We start from the raw sequence: 18,496 nt of genomic DNA, 5'->3' as shown, positions 1-18,496 counted from the left end.
TGATAATTGGATGGCCCCTGTTTACATTGGCTGCTCCTTTCACCTGACGCCGCCCATGAGCCAACCTTACCGACTGGACAACTACACCCCGGATGAGAGCATCGGCTACCTGCTCAAACGCGCCGGCGGCCAATTGAGCACGACGATAGACCGCGCGCTTGCCGAGTTCGACATGACCCATGCCCAGCTCGGCATTTTTCTGCGCCTGCTGCACGGCCATGCCGACACGGCAGCCGACCTGGCACGGGAAATGGCCATTGATACCGGCGCAATGACGCGGGCGCTGGACCGGCTGGAGGAAAAGGGTTTCATACGGCGCCTGCGCAGCCATGCCGACCGGCGCATGGTGCAAGTCAGCCTGACGGACAAGGGCAAGAGCCTGGCCGACCAAATGACGCTGGTAGCCATCAATGCGCTCAACCATCACCTGCGTGACTTCACGCCCGATGAAGTCGCGCAATTCAAAGTCTTCCTGCGGCGGATGATAGGCAACAGCTGAGCCTTGACATGTTGCCCAGTGCTGCGCCTTCGCAACGGCGATGCAACGAATCAGGCAGGCAAAAAAAATGCCGGGGATCCCCGGCATTTTTTATCGGATAAGAATCCGCGGCATCAGGCGTGCTCGCCCTGCACTGCAACGGTCAGTTCAACCGCCACGTCGGTGTGCAGCGAAACGGTGACAGGATGCTCGCCGGTGGTCTTGATCGGACCTTGGGGCATGCGAACCTGCGCCTTTTCAACGGCAAAGCCCTGCTTGCTCAGCGCTTCGGCAACGTCTGCGTTGGTGACGGAACCGAACAGACGGCCGTCAACACCCGCTTTTTGCGAAATCTGAACGGTCAGGCCGTTCATCTTGTCGCCTTGCGCCTGGGCAGCTGCCAGCTTCTCGGCGGCGGCCTTTTCCAGGTCAGCGCGCTTGACTTCGAATTCAGCCACGGCGGCCTGGGTTGCACGGCGTGCCATGCGGTTAGGGATCAGGAAGTTACGTGCGTAACCGTCCTTGACGCGAACGACGTCGCCCAGATTGCCCAGATTGACGACTTTATCCAACAGAATGACTTGCATGTTTTTCTCCTATTCCAGTCGTCGATTACGCGTTGTGCAGATCGGTGTACGGCAGCAGCGCGAGATAGCGTGCGCGCTTGATTGCGGTGTCGACCTGACGCTGGTAGTGGGCACGGGTGCCGGTCAGGCGTGCCGGCATGATCTTGCCGTTTTCCTGGACGAAGTCCTTCAGGGTGTCGACGTCCTTGTAGTCCACCTGCTCGACCTTGGCGGCGGTGAAGCGGCAGAACTTCTTGCGCTTGAACAGGGGGTTCTGCTGCTTGCGCTTTTCCTTGAGCTTGCTCTTGTCGAATTTTTTACCGAATGCCATTTTAGGCTCCTGTATCTATATCACTATGTTGGTTGACTGCCTCGAAATCGCTGACATGAAACACGAGGCTTTTACTGTTGCGACTCTTGCGAGAGAGGAAGCCGGAAAACCGGTAGGTTCCGCCCAGGTCGGCATTGTGGAATCTTCCTGAAATCTCGCCAGCGGCAACCGCGGCGATTTCAAATTCCACCCGTCTGTCTATTTTCGCCTCGGTCTGCTGCGATACATGCAGCAAACGGGCGGAGACGATCGGGATGCCTGCCGGGGTGTAGCGCAGAACCTCGCGCTCGGCAATTGTTGCAACAAACTGAAACTGGTTCACGCTCCGGGAATATCCCTCGCCTTAGGCAGCGCTGGCTTCAGCGCGGTGGCTCTTGGCGGCGTCTTCCTTCTGCACTGCCTTCATCATCGGCGACGGGCTGGTTTCAGCGCGCTTCATCTTGACGGTCAGGTGACGCAGGACAGCGTCGTTGAACTTGAAGCCGGTTTCGATTTCGGCAAGCGTCTCGCTGTCGCATTCGATGTTCAGGCAAACATAGTGTGCCTTGGCAAGCTTCTGGATCATGTAAGCCATCTGGCGACGGCCCCAGTCTTCAACGCGGTGAACGATACCGCCGCGGGTGGTAACGATGCCCTTGTAACGCTCGATCATCGCCGGAACCTGCTCGCTCTGGTCCGGGTGAACGATAAATACGATTTCATAATGACGCATGAAAACTCCTTTTGGACTGATTGAAGAATCGCCCACCCCGGCGTCAAGACGAGTGTGGGAAGAGGAAAACCCGCGATCATACTAGAAAGCCCGATCCGACTCAAGCCGTTTAACTGCTCCGGCAAGATTTCCCTAATATATTCCGTTAAATGCAGCTAATTCGCGGGTTATACGCTTGCTTTTATACAGCCACTGTATAAAAATACAGGCTGTCATTCCAAACAGCTTTACAATTTCGGCACCCCGCTTCTTACAATCCAGGTGTTCCCATGATCAAACTTACCGCCCGCCAGGAACAGATACTCAAACTGATCCAGGATGCCATCGAAAACACCGGCTTTCCTCCCACCCGTGCTGAAATCGCCCAGATACTGGGTTTTCGTTCCGCGAATGCCGCCGAAGAACATCTGCAGGCGCTGGCCCGCAAGGGCGCCATTGAAATATCGCCTGGCACGTCGCGCGGCATCCGGCTGGTAGACGCCTCGCACGACAGAGCCGGCTTGCGTGGCATGGCGCCGGCATCACATCCGGCAGTCATGCACCTGAGCCTGCCCCTGGTCGGCCGGGTGGCTGCCGGTTCGCCCATCCTCGCGCAGGAACATATCGATGCGACCTATAGCGTCGACCCGTCGCTGTTCCGCAGCCGCCCCGACTATCTGCTGAAGGTACGCGGCATGTCGATGCGCGACGCCGGCATCATGGACGGCGACCTGCTGGCGGTGAAGAAGGCGGACAGCGCCAAGAACGGCGAGATCGTCGTCGCCCGTCTGGGAGATGATGTCACCGTAAAGCGCTACAAGAAGTCCGGGTCCGTGATCGAACTTCTTCCCGAAAACCCGGACTTTGAAACCATACGGGTACACCCGGGACGCGAAGAATTTGCGCTGGAAGGCCTTGCGGTGGGTTTGCTGCGCGCCTGGAGCTAGGACAGGCATCAGGGGCCGGCACTAGCTTCCTGCTAGCCAAGCCTGACCCCTGTCATTGCACTTCCGGTTGCTGCCTTACCGGTTATCGCAGCACTTACTGTCATATCGACCACCCGAAATCCGACCTGCACGTGGCACCAGCGGCCAGAATCTGCATGTTTGACATGGCCTTCAGTACTTAATGCCGGCTTGCCGGCAGGCTTGGATCGCGATTGCGGTTGCGGCTTGCATTGCCTGGCAAGTTAAGGAGCAGGACGCCTCGGCTGCTTGCCTTTGGCAGGCCTTGCAGCGGGCCCACGGCCCCGGCAGCCTGTGCGGCAAGACACCATTTAATCCGCTTGACCATTGTGTCGTCCCTTGCCTTCATTCAAAGGCGCTTCGCCCTGCTGCGCAGCCGCTGCCGCATTCCGTCCCTGCCCTCTTCTTCCCGGCTCCGCCTGCAATATCTGGCGGGCGATGCCGCGCAGGATGTTGACCTCTTCTGTTTCAAGACCGCTACGGGCGAACATGCGCTTGATGCGCGGCATCAGCTTCTTGGGACTGGCGGGGTTCAAAAAGCCGAGATGAACGAGGGCTTCTTCCAGATGCGCATACATGCCGTCGATCTGGACCCTGTCCGCCGCCTCGCCGCGAAATCCCACACCCGCCTCCGGCAATGCATCGCCGAGCGAAGCGAGCCGGCACTCATAGGCAAGCACCTGCACCGCCTGCGCCAGATTGAGCGACGAGTAGTCGGGATTGGCCGGGATGTTGATCAGCACATTGCAGCGCTGCACCACCTCGTTGGGCAGCCCGAAGCGCTCATTGCCAAACAATACCGCTGCCTTCAGGCCTTCGTCCGCCGTCAGATGGGCAGCCATGCCGCGCGGCGTCAGCACGGGCGGCGAGTATTCCCGCAAGCGGGCGCTGACCGCGGCAGCGAAGTTGCAGCCGGCCAGTGCCTCATCGACCGTCTCGACGATCCGCGCGCCGGCCAGAATATCCTGGGCGCCGCTGGCGAATGCCACCGCTTCCTCTTCCTGCAGCGCATCGTCGCGCCGCGGGCGCACCAGCACGAGTTCGGAGAAGCCCATGGTTTTCATGGCGCGGGCGGCGGCGCCGATATTGCCCGGACGACTGGTTTCGACCAGCACAAAGCGAACGCGGTGGAAAAGAGACATACTGGTTTTCAAGGCTTCATTTAAAATAGCGGGAATTTCGCGGACGGGCTGGCAAGCTGCAGGAACCGAGCCAACCGGACCGCATCGCTCATTAATATTCTTTCCATGCGGTCCATTGCCTCACGAGGCATGCGCCATTTTAACGGAACCACTATGCATCCCATGATCAATACGGCGGTCAAAGCCGCCCGCCGCGCGTCCGCCATCATCAACCGCGCTTCCTTCGACCTCGACCGACTGCAGGTCACGGAGAAAAACCACAACGACTTCGTCACCGAAGTCGACCAGGCCGCCGAACAGGCAATCATCGAGGTACTGCGTAGCGCCTACCCGGATCATGCGATCCTGGCGGAGGAATCCGGCGCATCGGCCAACCTGCATGACGAGAATGAAAACGTATGGATCATCGATCCGCTCGACGGCACCACCAACTTCATCCATGGCTTTCCCCAGTACTGCGTATCGATTGCGCTGCAGCAGCGCGGCCAGATCACGCAGGCAGTGGTATATGACCCGAGCCGCAACGACCTGTTCACCGCATCCAAGGGCGCTGGCGCCTACCTGAATGAAAAGCGTATCCGCGTGACCCGCCGCGACAGGCTGGCCGACGCCCTGGTCGGCACCGGTTTCCCGTTTTCCAACATGGACGCGCTGGATGAATATCTGAAGATGTTCAAGATCATGACCCAGAAAACCGCCGGACTGCGCCGCCCCGGCGCGGCAGCGCTGGACCTGGCCTATGTCGCCTGCGGTCGCCTCGACGGCTTCTTTGAAAAGAACCTGAAGCCCTGGGATGCCGCCGCTGGCTCGCTGCTCATTACCGAAGCGGGCGGCATCGTCGGCACCTTCGCCGGCGAATCCGACTATCTGTACAAGGGCGATATCATCGCCGGCAACCCGAAGATTTTTGCCCAGATGGTCGCGCACCTGTCGCCATTCTCCCGCTGATCCACCACGCCAATTCACCGTTTTGGCGCGCCACTCCGGCGCGCCTGTTATACTGCGGCGCGCGGCACACTGCCAGTATGCTGCCGCTGTCGACTCCGACCCCTACTTCCCGATCCGTCTGCCGGCTGCTGGCGCTCATGGCGGGCCGATCCATCCAATAGAGCTTTATGTCATTTAAAGAACTCGGCTTGTCCGAAGCAATTGTTCGCGCCGTTACAGAACAGGGCTACAACAGCCCCACCCCGATCCAGAAGCAGGCGATTCCCGCCGTCCTCGCCGGCGGCGACCTGCTGGCTGGCGCTCAGACCGGCACCGGCAAGACCGCCGGCTTTACCCTGCCGATACTGCACCGGCTTTCCAGCGCGGGCTCGCAGCCTGCCTCCGCCGCGCGCCCGATCCGCGCATTGATCCTGACACCCACCCGCGAACTGGCGGCACAGGTCGAAGAAAGCGTGCGCACCTATGGCAAATACCTGAAGCTGAACTCGGCCGTGATCTTCGGCGGCGTCGGCATCCATCCGCAGATCAAGACGCTGAAACAGGGCGTCGACATCCTGGTCGCCACCCCTGGCCGCCTGCTGGACCATATGCAGCAAGGCACGATCGATCTGAAGAAAATCGAAATCCTGGTGCTCGACGAAGCCGACCGGATGCTGGACATGGGCTTCATCCGCGACATCCGCAAGGTGCTGGCCGCACTGCCGCCCAAGCGCCAGAACCTGCTGTTTTCCGCCACTTTCTCCGACGAGATCAAGGCGCTGGCCGATGGCCTGCTGGATTCGCCGGCCATGATCGAGGTGGCACGCCGCAATTCGACCGTGGAAGTGATTGCGCAGAAAATCCACCCGGTCGACCGTGACCGCAAGCATCCGCTGCTGGCCCATCTGATCAAGGCCCATGACTGGCGCCAGGTGCTGGTGTTTACCCGCACCAAGCACGGTGCGAACCGCCTGGTGGAACAGCTGGGCAAGGATGGCATCACCGGCATGGCCATCCATGGCAACAAGAGCCAGACGGCGCGCACGCGGGCGCTGGCCGAGTTCAAGGATGGCAGCCTGCAGGTGCTGGTAGCGACCGACATCGCCGCCCGTGGCATCGATATCGATCAGTTGCCGCATGTGGTGAATTACGACTTGCCGAATGTGCCGGAAGATTATGTCCATCGCATCGGCCGCACTGGCCGCGCAGGCGCAACGGGTGAAGCGGTTTCGCTGGTATGCGTGGACGAGCACATCATGCTGCGTGACATCGAACGCCTGATCAAGCGTGAATTGCCGCGGGAAGTGGTTGCCGGTTTCGAGCCGGACCCGACGGCACGGCCACAGCCAATCCAGCTGCGTAGCGGGAATGGCGGCGGCAGGAATAATCCGCCGCGGGCCAATGCCCAGCCGCGCGCGAGGACGGCGGCTCCGGCGGGCAGGACAGCCGGCAGCGGTACGGGTAATCGTGGCGCCGGGTCGGAAAACCGGCGCAGCGACAACCGTTCACGCAAGTTTGGCTAAGCGCCCATGATGCAACAGCGCCGCGATAGCGGCGCTGTTGCATTGCTTAGTCAGCGGTGCGCGCAGTACGGCGCTTTCTGGCCGGCAGCGGCGCGATGGGGCTGTATACAACATTCTTCAGCGTCCTACCTTCACGTGGCTGCGGAATCGGCAAACCCAGCATGGTCCTGACCTTGTTGATCGACATGCCAGTCACATCATGAATGCGCACCAGCAGGCCTGCCGATACGCCAATCTTGTTGTTGCGCAGCTTGCTGATCACTGGCGGCGGCACCATCAGCTTGCGCGACAGAGCGGCGTCGCTCGTCACCTTGAGGTTTGCCATCAACGCATCCAGCATCGGGCCGTGGTTGCATCCAGCAGATGAACCCGCCATCGATTCCAAGTCATTCATCGTTTTTTCCTTATCCGTTTTTTCAGTTGTCATTGCGCACAACGTTGCTTTTGCGTCCTGCGTGCTGCATCGTGCGAACGCGAATTAAAGAATGAGAACCATTATTTGTGGAAAACTGTTGTTTTCAACAAATAGCGTTACGACTGCATAACTATGTCCCCATGGAAACGACATCATAGGCCAAAATTTTAAGAAATACAATAATTTGACATATTTGGTATTTTTTATGAGAATTAACAAAATCATGAATGCGGAGTCCAATATGACTGAAGGTGTATGCACTACCCAACAAGCAGCGACCTTGCTCGGCATGTCGGTTACTTCCGTGCAGCATCTGGTCGAGTCAGGGGAAATTGAAGCCTGGAAGACACGCGGTGGCCATCGCCGGATTCCAATCTCCGCCGTACATGCCTACAAGGCCACCATCGGCAAGACACCAACCCAGGTTGACGATCGTTTTACCGTACTGATTGTTGAGGACAACCCAGTGCAACGTGGCATCTATGAAGCGCAGCTTGCCGCATGGAAGATGCCAATCGATGTCAGGATGTGCGAAAACGGTTACAAGGCACTGATCGATATCGCCGGGGTGCGTCCAGACATCCTGCTACTGGACATCGTCATGCGGGGTATCGACGGCTACGAGGTCATGCAAACCGTGATGTCCTACTCGGAACTGTCGGACATCAATATCGCGGTACTGACCAGCCTGAGCCTGGAAGAACTGGAAGCACGAGGCGGCTTGCCCAAGGGCGTCACCTACTTTCCCAAACCCATCGTCTATGAGGAATTGAAAGGCTACATTCGGGCCTGCCATGCGCAGAAGGCCAAGCGCGCGCCTATGCGTTCTTCTGTCTAGTGCTTGCAAAAAGTTGAATCAGTCAGTGGTCCCGCTGACCAAGTTGGCAAAATTAACAGTCTCGCCTGGCAATGCCGGAATCTGGAGAAATAAGCACATGTGCAGACAGGGTGTTTATTCCTGCCATGTAGCTGCAACACCAGGCAATGACCTGCCGACCGTGATGAACTTTTTCGCTGCCGCACCGCCGCTTCCTGCGAAAAAAGGGCGGCGGGAGAAAAAGTTTATTATCGGAAATCACTCCTGGGCGCCCAGAAATTAAAAGTTAATGTATATTAACTTTTAATTTCTACTGCTCTACCTTCAATCATTACCATGCATGCAGTGTTACAGAGGCTGGGCCGCCTGATGCGCCAACATCGCGCAGCCAGGCGCAAGCCATCAACCAGCATGGTGGCGGCCCTGTTTGTGGTGATGGCCTGCCTGCTAGTGTTGGGCATCAATGGATGGCGCAGCATAAGCGCCCGCCAGCAACAGCTGGCCGAGACGAAGACTTCCGCATCCAACCTGGCCCGCGCCGTTTCCCAGCATGCCAATGACACCCTGCGCGTAGCCGATACCACCCTGATCAGCATCGTCCAGCAAGTGGAGGCGGACGGCCTCGATGCAGACCGCAGCCAGTCCATGCATCAGTTCCTGATGCGCCTCACCCAGGAAATCCCGCTGCTGGACAAGCTCACGATCATGGACAGCCAGGGGCGCTGGCTGGTGAATTCCCAGCAATAAATGCGTCACGACCTGACCAGCGAATTTCGCGAATATTTCATCTATCACCGTGACAATCGCAGTGCCGCCGCTTTCGTGGGGCCACCGCTGAGGGACCGCACCACTGGCGCCTGGGTCGTCACCCTGTCGCGCCGGATAAACAGCCCGTCAGGGCAGTTTGCCGGCGTTGCCGTCGCTTCGATCAGCCTGGCCTACCTTCAGCGATTCCACGAGCGCTTCGATATCGGCAAGGATGGCGCCCTCATTCTGATGCTGGCGGATGGCAAGGTACTGACGCGCCGTCCAGTGGTGGAAAACCTGATCGGCAAGAATATTTCCGACCGCCCCCTGTACCGCGATTACCTTGCCAGAAGCAGCGAAGGCAATGCCCTGCTAACAGCACAGCAGGATGGCATCGAGCGCATCTATGGCTATGTGCAGCTCACGGACTTCCCGCTGATCGCCGTGGCGGCGCTGGGCAAGGAAGAGGTGCTCGGACCCTGGCGCTCGGACACCTTCTTCACTACCATTGCAGTGACCGGACTGGTCCTGCTGCTTCAATTTCTCGGATTTGGCCTGGTGCGCCAGATCCGCCTGCAGGCAAGGACTGAATCGGCCCTGGTGTCCAGCGAATTCCGATGGAAGAACGCACTGGAGAGTACCGGCGATATCGTCTGGGACCTTGAACACCGGAGCGGCTCGGTCAAGTTGTCCAAGGAATGGTCCCTGTTGATGGGCTATCCACCCAACAGCCCGGGGCGAAACATCGACAAATTCAGGGATTTGCTGCATCCCGATGACAGGCAGGCTGCCCTTGAAAAGTTTGAACGGTATCTGCGTGGCGAAACCACGGAGTTCGTCAACACCCAGCGGGTTCAGACCCGTGACGGTCAATGGAAGTGGCTGCTGACACGCGGCATGGTGGTAGCGCGGGATGCCAATGGCAGGCCCCTGCGCACCCTGGGCACCCATACCGACATCAGCGAACAGAAGGCGCAGGAGGAAAAGCTGCGCACCGCCCGTGATGCGCTGGAAGCACGGGTGGACCAGCGCACCAGGGAGCTGCGCCATAACAATGCCCTGCTGTTGAACGAGATCACGGAACGCAAGCGTGCCGAGCAAGCCCTGCAGGAAAGCGAGCTGCGCTGGAAATTCGCGCTCGAAGGCGCGGGCGACGGCATATGGGACTGGGACATTCCAGGCCGGCTGCTGCACACATCGCGCCGCTGGCGCGCCATGCTGGGCTACGGCGACGAAGAAGCAAGCGAATCCGTCGAGACATGGCGCGAGCATATCCATCCGGACGATGTCGAGCGGGTCAGCCGCATGGCGCTGGATGCGGCCAGGGGCCGCATTCCGGCTTATCACGCAGAACTGCGGCGGCGTGGCAGGAACGGCGCCTGGACCTGGGTGCTTGACCGCGGCACTGTCGTCAGCCGCGATGCGCAGGGCAAGCCGCTGCGCATGATAGGCACCACGATTGACATCACTGAACGCAAGGAAGCGGCGCTGGAACTGAGCCGCACCAATCGCGCGCTGAAGATGCTGGGCCGCTGCAACGAGGCGCTGCTGCGCTCGTCCGACGAAGCCACGCTGCTGCAGCAGGTGTGCAATGTCATCCGTGAGGTGGGCGGCTACCGGATGGCATGGGTAGGCCAGGCCGAACAGGACGCCAGGCGCAGCGTCGTGCCGGTGGCGCATGCCGGCGACGACCGCGACAGGGCCTACCTGAAACAGCTGAAAATGACCTGGTCGGAGCAGCATCCGGGAGGCCGCGGCCCGGTTGGGAAGGCTATCCGCAGTGCCCAGCCTTCCATCTCCGGCGACCTTTTGCATGATCCTGACTATGCCAACGACCCGGTGTTCGCGGCCTGGCTGGAATGGGTGGAGCAACGCGGCTACCGCTCGGTGTTGTGCCTGCCGCTGCGCGACAAGGACCGCGCCTTTGGCGTGCTCGCAATGTATTCCGAAGCCGTTGAGCAGGCCACCGCCGAAGAGACACGCCTGCTGCAGGAACTGGCCGACAACCTTGCCTACGGCATGGTCACGCTGCGCGCCGAGGAAGAGCGGCGGCGCATGCAGGCGGCGGTGCTGAAGATCGCGGCCGGGGTCTCGTCCAGCACGGGCACGCAATTTTTCCAGCAGCTCTGCCACAACATCACCGATGCGCTGCATGCGCAGGCCGCGCTGGCAATACGGCTGCATCCCGACCGGCCCGGCGAGGCGGCGACGGTAGCGGCAATCGTGCAGGGCGAACTGATCGCCAATTGCAGCTTTGCGATCGCGGGATCGCCATGCGACACCCTGCTGCAGCAAGGCGCCGCGGCTGGCGGCATGCGGCTCGAAGGCCGCTTTCCTGCCGGCTCGGCACTCGAACAGCTCAATGGCCAGCCCTGCATGGGCGCATTGCTGGAGAACGGTGCCGGCAAGCCGATCGGCATGCTGCTGGTCCTGAGCGGACAGGCGCCGCCCGCCTCCGACTTTGGCATCTCCACACTGCGCATCTTCGCCTCCCGCGCCGCCATGGAAATGGAACGCGAGGAAGCGGCCCGGCGCATCGGCGCCCAAGCTTCCCTGCTGGACAAGGCGCAGGATGCCATCATCGTGCGCGACCTCCAGCACGGCATTCATTTCTGGAACGACGGCGCGGCCCGGCTCTATGGCTGGCGCGCCGATGAAGCAGTCGGCAGGTCGATTGCCAGCCTGCTCTACAGCGACCAGCAGCAGTTCAATGCCGCCACCGAGCAGGTGATCCGCAATGGCGAATGGCGTGGCGAGATCGTGCAGCGGCGCAAGGACGGCAGCAGCATCACCGTCGAAGGACACTGGACCCTGGTGCGGGACGACGCCGGCCAGCCCAAGTCCATCCTGGCCATCAACACCGATGTCACCGAGCGCAATGCGGCGCAGGAAAAGATACAGCGGCTCGCTTACTACGACCCGCTGACCCGGCTGCCCAACCGGGTGCTGCTGCGGGAGCGTCTGCAGGCGCTGCTCTCCACCCACGACTTCCGGCAGGGCCTGGCTGCGCTGTTCTTCATCGACCTCGACAATTTCAAGACCCTGAACGATTCGGTCGGCCACGACCAGGGCGATCTTTTGCTGCAACAGGTAGCGCAGCGGCTGTCGGGCTGCGTGGATGCCGAATCGACCGTTGCCAGGCTGGGCGGCGACGAGTTCGTGATCCTGCTGCCTGGCCTGGCGGCGGACGAGCCGGGCGCGGAGAGCCAGGCAGTCGAGGCGGCAAAACGGATGATCGAGGCGCTCAACGCGCCCTATCGCCTGGCCACGCTGATGCACCACAGCACCGTCAGCATAGGCATTACCCTGATCAGGCAGCAGAGCGATACCGTGACCGAATTGCTCAAGCACGCTGACCTGGCCATGTATCGCGCCAAGAACGCGGGCAAGAACACCCTGCGCCTGTTCACGCCCGACATGCAGCAGGCAGTGACGGCGCGCGCTGCGCTCGAAGCCGATCTGCGACAGGCGCTGGCGCAAAACGAGTTCATCCTGCATTACCAGCCGCAGGTCGATGCCGCATCCCAGGTGACGGGCGCGGAAGCGCTGGTGCGCTGGCGCAGCCCGGCGCGCGGCCTGGTCAGCCCGGCGCTGTTCATTCCGCTGGCCGAGGAATCCGGCCTGATTCTTGAGCTTGGCCGCATGGTGCTGGAAGCTGCCTGCGCGACCCTGGCGCGCTGGGCGGAGATGCCGGCGATGGCCCACCTGTCCGTGGCGGTCAACGTCAGCGCGCGCCAGTTCCTTCATCCCGATTTCGTGTCGCAGGCGATGGACGCGCTCATGCATAGCGGGGCCAATCCCCACCGCCTGAAATTGGAACTGACGGAGAGCGTGATCATCGAGGAAGTCGATACGGTGATTGACAGAATGCGCCTGCTGAAGTCGCACGGCGTCATGTTCTCGCTCGACGATTTCGGCACCGGCTACTCCTCGCTGGCCTACCTGAAGCAACTGCCGCTGGATCAGCTCAAGATCGACCAGTCGTTCGTGCGGGATGTACTGGACGATCCGAATGACGCAGCGATCGTGCGGTCCATCATCGCGCTTGGCCAGAGCCTGGGCCTGACGCTGATTGCCGAAGGCGTGGAAACGGCGCCGCAACGCGACTTCCTCGCCGCGCACGGCTGTCCGGCCTGCCAGGGATATCTCTTCAGCAAGCCGCTGCCGCTTCCGGAATTCGAATCGTATTGCGCTACCCAGGGCGTGCCCGCGCCGCACTTTGCCTGATACGCCAGCCCCCTCTGGCCCGGCCGGTCGCATACAATCTTGTCTTTGGCCTGCCTGACAAGGGCAGCGCCAGCCCGACACCCTCACTTTATTGCACACAAGCATGCGCCGGCCGCCAAGCGGTGGTGCGACAGGCAAGCAATCGGACGGACACAGCGTTGAAACCCACTGAAAACACCAGTTTTTTGCAAAACATGGAAAAACAGACGCCCATGATGCAGCAGTACCTGCGCATCAAGGCTGCCTATCCGCACATCCTGCTGTTCTACCGCATGGGTGATTTCTATGAACTGTTCTTCGACGATGCCGAGAAAGCGGCGCGGCTGCTGGGCATCACACTGACGCAGCGCGGCACCTCCAACGGCGCGCCGATCAGGATGGCCGGCGTGCCCTTCCATTCGGTTGACCAGTACCTGGCGCGCCTGGTGCGGGCCGGCGAGTCGGTCGCCATCTGCGAACAGATCGGCGACCCCGCCACCAGCAAGGGCCCGGTGGAACGCAAGGTGGTACGCATCATCACGCCCGGCACCCTGACCGATGCCGACCTGCTGCCCGAAAAGGCCGAGCGCCCGCTGCTGGCGCTGTGCCGCCATGCACAGCGCAAGACCATGTCCATTGGCCTGGCCTGGCTGTCCATGGCCAGCGGCGCGCTGCGCCTGCTGGAATTCTCCGGCGAACCCGGTTTCGTGCAGGCCAGATTGCGGCATGAACTGGAACGCATCGCGCCGGCCGAAATCCTGCTCGGCGACGACTGCGATGCCGACGCCGAATGGGCCGCGCATGCAACCACGGTGCCGGGCTGGCATTACGATGTGCCGGCCGGCGAAAAGGCCCTGCTGGCGCAATTATCCTCGGCCACGCTTTCCGGCTACGGCGCCGACGGCCTGCATTCCGCGCTCGGCGCGGCCGGCGCGCTGCTGCGCTATGCACAGTCGACGCAAAGCCAGAGCCTGCAGCATGTGCGCTCGCTGACGGTGGAAAAGGAAAACGAATTCATCGGCCTGGACGCCGCAACCCGGCGCAACCTGGAACTGTCGGAGTCGTTGCGCAGCCAGGACCCCGGCCCTACCCTGTTCTCGCTGCTCGACCACTGCCGCACCACCATGGGTTCGCGCATGCTGCGCCACTGGCTGCATCATCCGCTGCGCGAGCGCCTGACGGCACAGCGGCGCCATGCCGCGATCAATGCGCTGCTGCGCGCCGACAGTTGCAGCAGCCTGTCGGACAGCCTGTGCGATGTGCCCGATATCGAGCGCATCACCACCCGCATCGCGCTGCTGTCTGCGCGGCCGCGCGACCTGGCTGGTCTCGCACGCGGCCTGCAGCAGCTGCCCGCCATCCGCGGCTGTATCGATGCCTGCCTGCGCGACGCGGAAGCATCGCTGCTGGTCAGTCTGGGCAACCGGCTGGCCACGCCGCATGCCTGCCTGGACCTGCTGACGCGCGCCATCATGCCGGAGCCGGCCGCCATGGTGCGCGATGGCGGCGTGATCGCGGCCGGCTTCGACGCCGAGCTCGACGAACTGCGCGGCCTGTCGCAGAATGCCGGCCAGTTCCTGCTCGACCTCGAAACCCGGGAACGGGCACGCACCGGCATCGCCAACCTGCGGGTCGAATACAACAAGGTGCATGGCTTCTATATCGAAGTCACCCATGGCCAGACCGACAAGGTGCCCGAGGACTACCGGCGCCGCCAGACCCTGAAGAATGCCGAGCGCTACATCACGCCCGAACTGAAGGCGTTCGAGGACAAGGCGCTGTCGGCGCAGGAGCGCGCGCTGTCGCGGGAGAAGCATCTGTATGAACAGCTGCTGCGCGACCTGGCCGAGCATATCGACACCTTGCAGTCGGTGGCGCGCGCCATCGCCGAGACCGATGTGCTGATGTCCCTGGCCAGCCATGCGCTGCGCCATGGCTGGTGCGCGCCGATGCTGGTCGACGAGCCCATGCTGGCCATCGAGCAGGGCCGCCATCCGGTGGTGGAAAACACGATCGAGCGCTTCATCGCCAATGACTGCGCGCTTGGCGACGACAAGCGCCTGCTGCTCATCACCGGCCCCAACATGGGCGGCAAGTCGACCTACATGCGGCAGGTGGCGCTGATCGCGCTGCTGGCCTATGTCGGCAGCTTCGTTCCCGCGGCCAGCGCCACCATCGGGCCGATCGACCGCATCTATACCCGCATCGGCGCGGCAGATGACCTGGCTGGCGGACGCTCCACCTTCATGGTCGAGATGACGGAGTCGGCGGCCATCCTGAACGGCGCAACCGCGCAGTCGCTGGTGCTGATGGATGAAGTGGGCCGCGGCACCTCCACCTTCGACGGCCTGGCGCTGGCCTGGGCGATTGCCCGCCACCTGATTGAAACCACGCGCAGCTTTACCCTGTTCGCCACCCATTACTTCGAACTGACGCAACTGCCGGAGGCTTATCCGTCCGCGGCGAATGTCCATCTGTCGGCGGTTGAGCACAAGGACAGCATCGTCTTCCTGCACGCGGTGCAGCCGGGCCCGGCCTCACAGAGCTATGGACTGCAGGTCGCCCAGCTGGCCGGCGTGCCGCCGGCGGTGATCCGCGCCGCGCGCCGCCATCTGGCCGAACTGGAAGCGCATTCCATGCAGCCGTCGCCACAGTTCGACCTGTTCTCGGCCGCCGCGCCGGCCGAGCCGGTAGACGACGTGCCGCCCGCGCCAGGCGCGCTGGCGCAGGCACTGGCCGAACTCGATCCGGACGCCATGGCGCCGCGCGAGGCGCTGGACGCCCTGTACCGCCTTAAAGCGCTGTTGCGGCAAGACGGCGAATGACCGGGCCGCATGCGCGCTGCCTGGCGCTGATGCTGGCGCTGGCCCTGCCTGTGCCGGCGTTGGCCCAGCCCACGCCATTCAGCTTCGGCGCGATCGGCCATGTGTTTCGCGCCGCAGCCGACGGCGGCGTCATGCGCAAGGCCATCATCGAGAGCGACGCCGACAACCTGGCTTTCGTGGTGGTCAATGGCGTCAAGGCCGCGGATGAACCGTGCAGCGATGCGCTATACGACCAGCGCCTGGCGATGCTGTCGCAGGCCAAGAACGGCGTGGTGCTGTCGCTGGCCGGAAGCGACTGGGCCGACTGCAAGCGCAGCAACGGCCGCCCGGCGGCGATGGAGCGACTCACCAGGATCAGGGACGTCTATTTTCAGGAAGAAATGAGTTTTGGCGCGACCCGGCTTCCGTTGTCGCGCCAGTCGACTTCGAATAAATTCCGCAGCTATGCGGAAAATGCGCGCTGGGAAGTGGGCAATATCGTGTTCGCCACCATCAACCTGCCGGCGCCGAACAATCATTACCTCACCGATGCCGGCCGCAATGGGGAATTCGAAGACAGGCTGATCGCCAACCGCTACTGGCTGCAACGCACCTTTACCTTTGCCCAGCGGGAAAAGCGGGATGGCATCGTTCTGTTCTGCGACGGCAACCCGGCAGTGCTGTCAGGACGCACCGGCATGCGCGCGCCGGACGGCACGCGGGATGGCTTCGTTGAAGTGCGGCGCCAGATCGCTGCGCTGGCCAGCGCCTACAACGGCAAGGTGCTGGTAGTACATGGCAGCGCCCGCCTGCCAGCACCGAAAACCATAGGCTGGCGCGGCAATCTTGGCGAACTGGCATTGCCGGCGGGATGGCTCAAGGTCAACGTCAAGCCCGATGATGAAACGCTGTTTTCGCTCAGCGAGCGCTGATTGAAAGCAAAGGCCCCGCTGCCGGTTTCGCTTGGGCGAAATGGCCGGGCGGGGCCGTTTGAAAACCTGGCGTACAGGCTTAGTGGACCTGGATCGTACGGTAGGAATCGCCTTCGTCATCATCGTCGTCATGATGACCGTGGCCATGGGCGCCATGCACATGCCCATGGGCGATTTCTTCGTCCGTTGCGGTGCGTACTTCAGTCACATTGAGTTCGAAACGCAATGCCATGCCTGCCAGCGGATGATTGCCATCAAGTACGACCTTGTCGTCGGCAATATCGGTCACGGTGAAGATCATGGCTTCGTCCTCGCTGCCGGAGTCGGGCATGCCTTCAAACTGCATGCCGACCTGGGTGTCTTCAGGGAAGCGGTTGCGCGGTTCGACCTTCACCAGCTCGGCGTCGTATTCGCCAAATGCGTCTTCCGGCTCGACCTGGATCTGGCCCTGATAGCCCTGCTCCTTGCCGTCCAGTGCCGCTTCGATTGCCGGCAGCGTGTTTTCGTAGTCGCCATGCAGGTACACCATGGGCTCGCTGCTTTCCTCGATCAGATTGCCTTGGGCATCCGATAATTTGTAGTGGACTGTCACTACGGTGTTCTTGGCAATCTTCATGACCCTTCCTTTCAGTGAATATGACGGCGATTATACGCGGCGCATCGGGTGCTTTTGGAGTGACCTGCAGCAGCCCGTTTCCGGGATAATACCGCCATGAAAAAAATGACCCTGTTAGGCGACATTACGCCGGCCCAGTTCTTGCGCGATTACTGGCACAAGAAACCTCTTTTGATCCGACAAGCGCTGCCGGGTTTCCAGCCTTTGCTGCCACGGGACGATTTGTTTGCGCTGGCCGCGCGGGATGACGTCGAGTCCCGCCTGATCATCCGCGATGGCGGCAAGTGGAATCTGCAGTCCGGGCCACAGGCCAGCCTGCCCGATCCGGCCCGGAAGGACTGGACGCTCCTGGTGCAGGGCGTGAATCTGCATGACGATGCAGCCGATGCCCTGCTGCGGCAGTTCCGCTTCATTCCCGATGTCCGGCTGGACGATCTGATGATCAGCTATGCCAGCGATAATGGCGGCGTCGGGCCGCATTTCGACTCCTACGATGTGTTCCTGCTGCAGGCGCATGGCCAGCGCCGCTGGCGCATCAGCGCCCAGAAAGACCTGTCGCTGGTGGAAGGCATGCCGTTGAAGATCCTGGCCAATTTCGAGGCGGAGGAGGAATTCCTGCTGGAGCCGGGCGACATGCTGTACCTGCCGCCGCATTATGCGCACGACGGCACGGCAGTCGGCGAATGCATGACCTATTCAATCGGCTTTCGCGCACCGGCCTATCAGGAACTGGGAGAAGCCTTCCTGCAGTTCATGGCCGATAGCATCGACTTGCCCGGCCGCTATGCCGATCCGGACCTGTCGCCCGCGAAAAACCCGGCGGAGATCGGCAAGCCCATGCTCGACGCCGTTGCCGCGGAACTGGCCAAGGTGCGCTTTACCGAGGACGATATCGCCATCTTCCTGGGCGAATACATGTCCGAGCCCAAGCCGGCCGTCTACTTCGACACCCCCAGTCCCCTGCTCCAACCGGCCAAGTTCCGCCAGCGCGTGCTGAGGAAAGGCGTGAAGTTGTCGCGCAAGACCAGCATGCTGTATGCCGGCAAGCATCTGTTCATCAACGGCGAATCGTTCGCCATCGGCCGGGCTGACCGCAAGGCGCTGCTCCTGCTTGCCAATGAGCGTTCGCTGAGCGGTGAAGAAGTGGCGGCAAGTTCCGATGATGTGCAGGAAGCCTTGTATACATGGTACGAGGACGGATGGCTGCTGCCGGGGTGATGCCGGCCGAAAACTTTTGTTACATAAAAGCCAGCGCAAAACCGGGTTTTGGGACCGTTGGCGGAGTTGGCTTTATCCCAATGGCAAATGATTCCGCTATAATGGCCGGCTTAGGAAT

Annotated in this window: 17 protein-coding genes; 10 read left to right on the top strand and 7 right to left on the bottom strand. The window is 61.6% G+C overall.

All coding sequences use genetic code 11. From position 1 onward, the window contains the following. The first annotated feature begins 55 nt into the window (after positions 1-55). Positions 56-499 (top strand): MarR family transcriptional regulator, encoded by a 444-nt coding sequence (locus KTQ42_RS03260; protein ID WP_217344199.1) that lies wholly within the window; start codon positions 56-58, stop codon positions 497-499. Between the two features lie 113 nt (positions 500-612). Here KTQ42_RS03260 and rplI read toward each other — a convergent pair whose 3' ends face one another. The 4 genes from rplI to rpsF are packed head-to-tail and all read right to left on the bottom strand — an operon-like array spanning position 613 to position 2,087. Then, a complete protein-coding gene (gene rplI, locus KTQ42_RS03255) occupies positions 613-1,065 on the bottom strand; it encodes a 50S ribosomal protein L9 (RefSeq protein WP_217344198.1) in 453 nt (150 codons plus the stop codon). Positions 1,066-1,090: 25 nt separating this feature from the next. After that, complete coding sequence (rpsR, locus tag KTQ42_RS03250) at positions 1,091-1,375, bottom strand: 30S ribosomal protein S18 (RefSeq protein ID WP_194713504.1); 285 nt, start codon at positions 1,373-1,375, stop codon at positions 1,091-1,093. A gap of 1 nt (position 1,376) precedes the next feature. Further along, complete coding sequence (gene priB / locus KTQ42_RS03245) at positions 1,377-1,697, bottom strand: primosomal replication protein N (RefSeq protein ID WP_217344197.1); 321 nt, start codon at positions 1,695-1,697, stop codon at positions 1,377-1,379. A gap of 21 nt (positions 1,698-1,718) precedes the next feature. Next, positions 1,719-2,087 (bottom strand): 30S ribosomal protein S6, encoded by a 369-nt coding sequence (gene rpsF / locus KTQ42_RS03240; RefSeq protein WP_217344196.1) that lies wholly within the window; start codon positions 2,085-2,087, stop codon positions 1,719-1,721. Positions 2,088-2,356: 269 nt separating this feature from the next. Here rpsF and lexA point away from each other — a divergent pair, with 269 nt between their 5' ends. Further along, the gene (gene lexA, locus KTQ42_RS03235) at positions 2,357-3,013 is read left to right on the top strand and encodes a transcriptional repressor LexA (RefSeq protein WP_217344195.1); all 657 of its coding nucleotides are present in this window, start codon (positions 2,357-2,359) and stop codon (positions 3,011-3,013) included. 329 nt (positions 3,014-3,342) lie between these two features. Here lexA and KTQ42_RS03230 read toward each other — a convergent pair whose 3' ends face one another. Further along, positions 3,343-4,173, bottom strand: coding sequence for an RNA methyltransferase (locus KTQ42_RS03230; RefSeq protein WP_217344194.1), 831 nt, complete (start codon positions 4,171-4,173; stop codon positions 3,343-3,345). Positions 4,174-4,326: 153 nt separating this feature from the next. On the opposite strand from KTQ42_RS03230, the gene KTQ42_RS03225 reads away from it, so the two are divergent. Both KTQ42_RS03225 and KTQ42_RS03220 read left to right on the top strand, forming a co-directional pair. Then, positions 4,327-5,121 carry an inositol monophosphatase family protein gene (locus tag KTQ42_RS03225; protein ID WP_249222626.1) on the top strand — a complete coding sequence of 265 codons (795 nt, stop codon included), beginning with the start codon at positions 4,327-4,329 and terminating at the stop codon, positions 5,119-5,121. A gap of 167 nt (positions 5,122-5,288) precedes the next feature. After that, the gene (locus KTQ42_RS03220) at positions 5,289-6,623 is read left to right on the top strand and encodes a DEAD/DEAH box helicase (RefSeq protein WP_217344193.1); all 1,335 of its coding nucleotides are present in this window, start codon (positions 5,289-5,291) and stop codon (positions 6,621-6,623) included. A gap of 46 nt (positions 6,624-6,669) precedes the next feature. On the opposite strand, the gene KTQ42_RS03215 is transcribed toward KTQ42_RS03220, so the two are convergent. Further along, on the bottom strand, positions 6,670-7,050 hold the full coding sequence (locus tag KTQ42_RS03215) for a hypothetical protein (protein ID WP_217344192.1): 381 nt from the start codon (positions 7,048-7,050) through the stop codon (positions 6,670-6,672). 211 nt (positions 7,051-7,261) lie between these two features. Between KTQ42_RS03215 and KTQ42_RS03210 the strand changes: the two genes are divergently transcribed. The 5 genes from KTQ42_RS03210 to KTQ42_RS03190 all read left to right on the top strand — a co-directional run bounded on the left by KTQ42_RS03210 (position 7,262) and on the right by KTQ42_RS03190 (position 16,544). After that, positions 7,262-7,876 carry a response regulator gene (locus tag KTQ42_RS03210; RefSeq protein WP_217344191.1) on the top strand — a complete coding sequence of 205 codons (615 nt, stop codon included), beginning with the start codon at positions 7,262-7,264 and terminating at the stop codon, positions 7,874-7,876. Between the two features lie 348 nt (positions 7,877-8,224). After that, on the top strand, positions 8,225-8,602 hold the full coding sequence (locus KTQ42_RS03205) for a hypothetical protein (protein WP_217344190.1): 378 nt from the start codon (positions 8,225-8,227) through the stop codon (positions 8,600-8,602). After that, on the top strand, positions 8,603-12,829 hold the full coding sequence (locus KTQ42_RS24205; protein WP_217344189.1) for an EAL domain-containing protein: 4,227 nt from the start codon (positions 8,603-8,605) through the stop codon (positions 12,827-12,829). A 194-nt stretch (positions 12,830-13,023) separates the two neighbouring features. Next, positions 13,024-15,633: a DNA mismatch repair protein MutS gene (gene mutS, locus KTQ42_RS03195; protein ID WP_249222625.1), complete on the top strand. Its 2,610-nt coding sequence runs from the start codon at positions 13,024-13,026 to the stop codon at positions 15,631-15,633. Then, on the top strand, positions 15,630-16,544 hold the full coding sequence (locus KTQ42_RS03190; RefSeq protein ID WP_217344188.1) for a hypothetical protein: 915 nt from the start codon (positions 15,630-15,632) through the stop codon (positions 16,542-16,544). The genes mutS and KTQ42_RS03190 overlap by 4 nt, the downstream gene beginning before the upstream one ends. 79 nt (positions 16,545-16,623) lie before the next feature. Here the strand turns inward: KTQ42_RS03190 and KTQ42_RS03185 are convergent, their stop codons facing one another. After that, on the bottom strand, positions 16,624-17,160 hold the full coding sequence (locus tag KTQ42_RS03185; RefSeq protein WP_217344187.1) for a peptidylprolyl isomerase: 537 nt from the start codon (positions 17,158-17,160) through the stop codon (positions 16,624-16,626). 96 nt (positions 17,161-17,256) lie between these two features. On the opposite strand from KTQ42_RS03185, the gene KTQ42_RS03180 reads away from it, so the two are divergent. Beyond that, positions 17,257-18,378: a cupin domain-containing protein gene (locus tag KTQ42_RS03180; protein WP_217344186.1), complete on the top strand. Its 1,122-nt coding sequence runs from the start codon at positions 17,257-17,259 to the stop codon at positions 18,376-18,378. Positions 18,379-18,496: the final 118 nt, after the last annotated feature.

The sequence above is a fragment of the Noviherbaspirillum sp. L7-7A genome, from assembly GCF_019052805.1.
Classification (GTDB): domain Bacteria; phylum Pseudomonadota; class Gammaproteobacteria; order Burkholderiales; family Burkholderiaceae_D; genus Noviherbaspirillum_A.
Note: the sequence above shows the minus strand (reverse complement) of the source record. Positions and strands in the feature narration are given on the sequence as shown.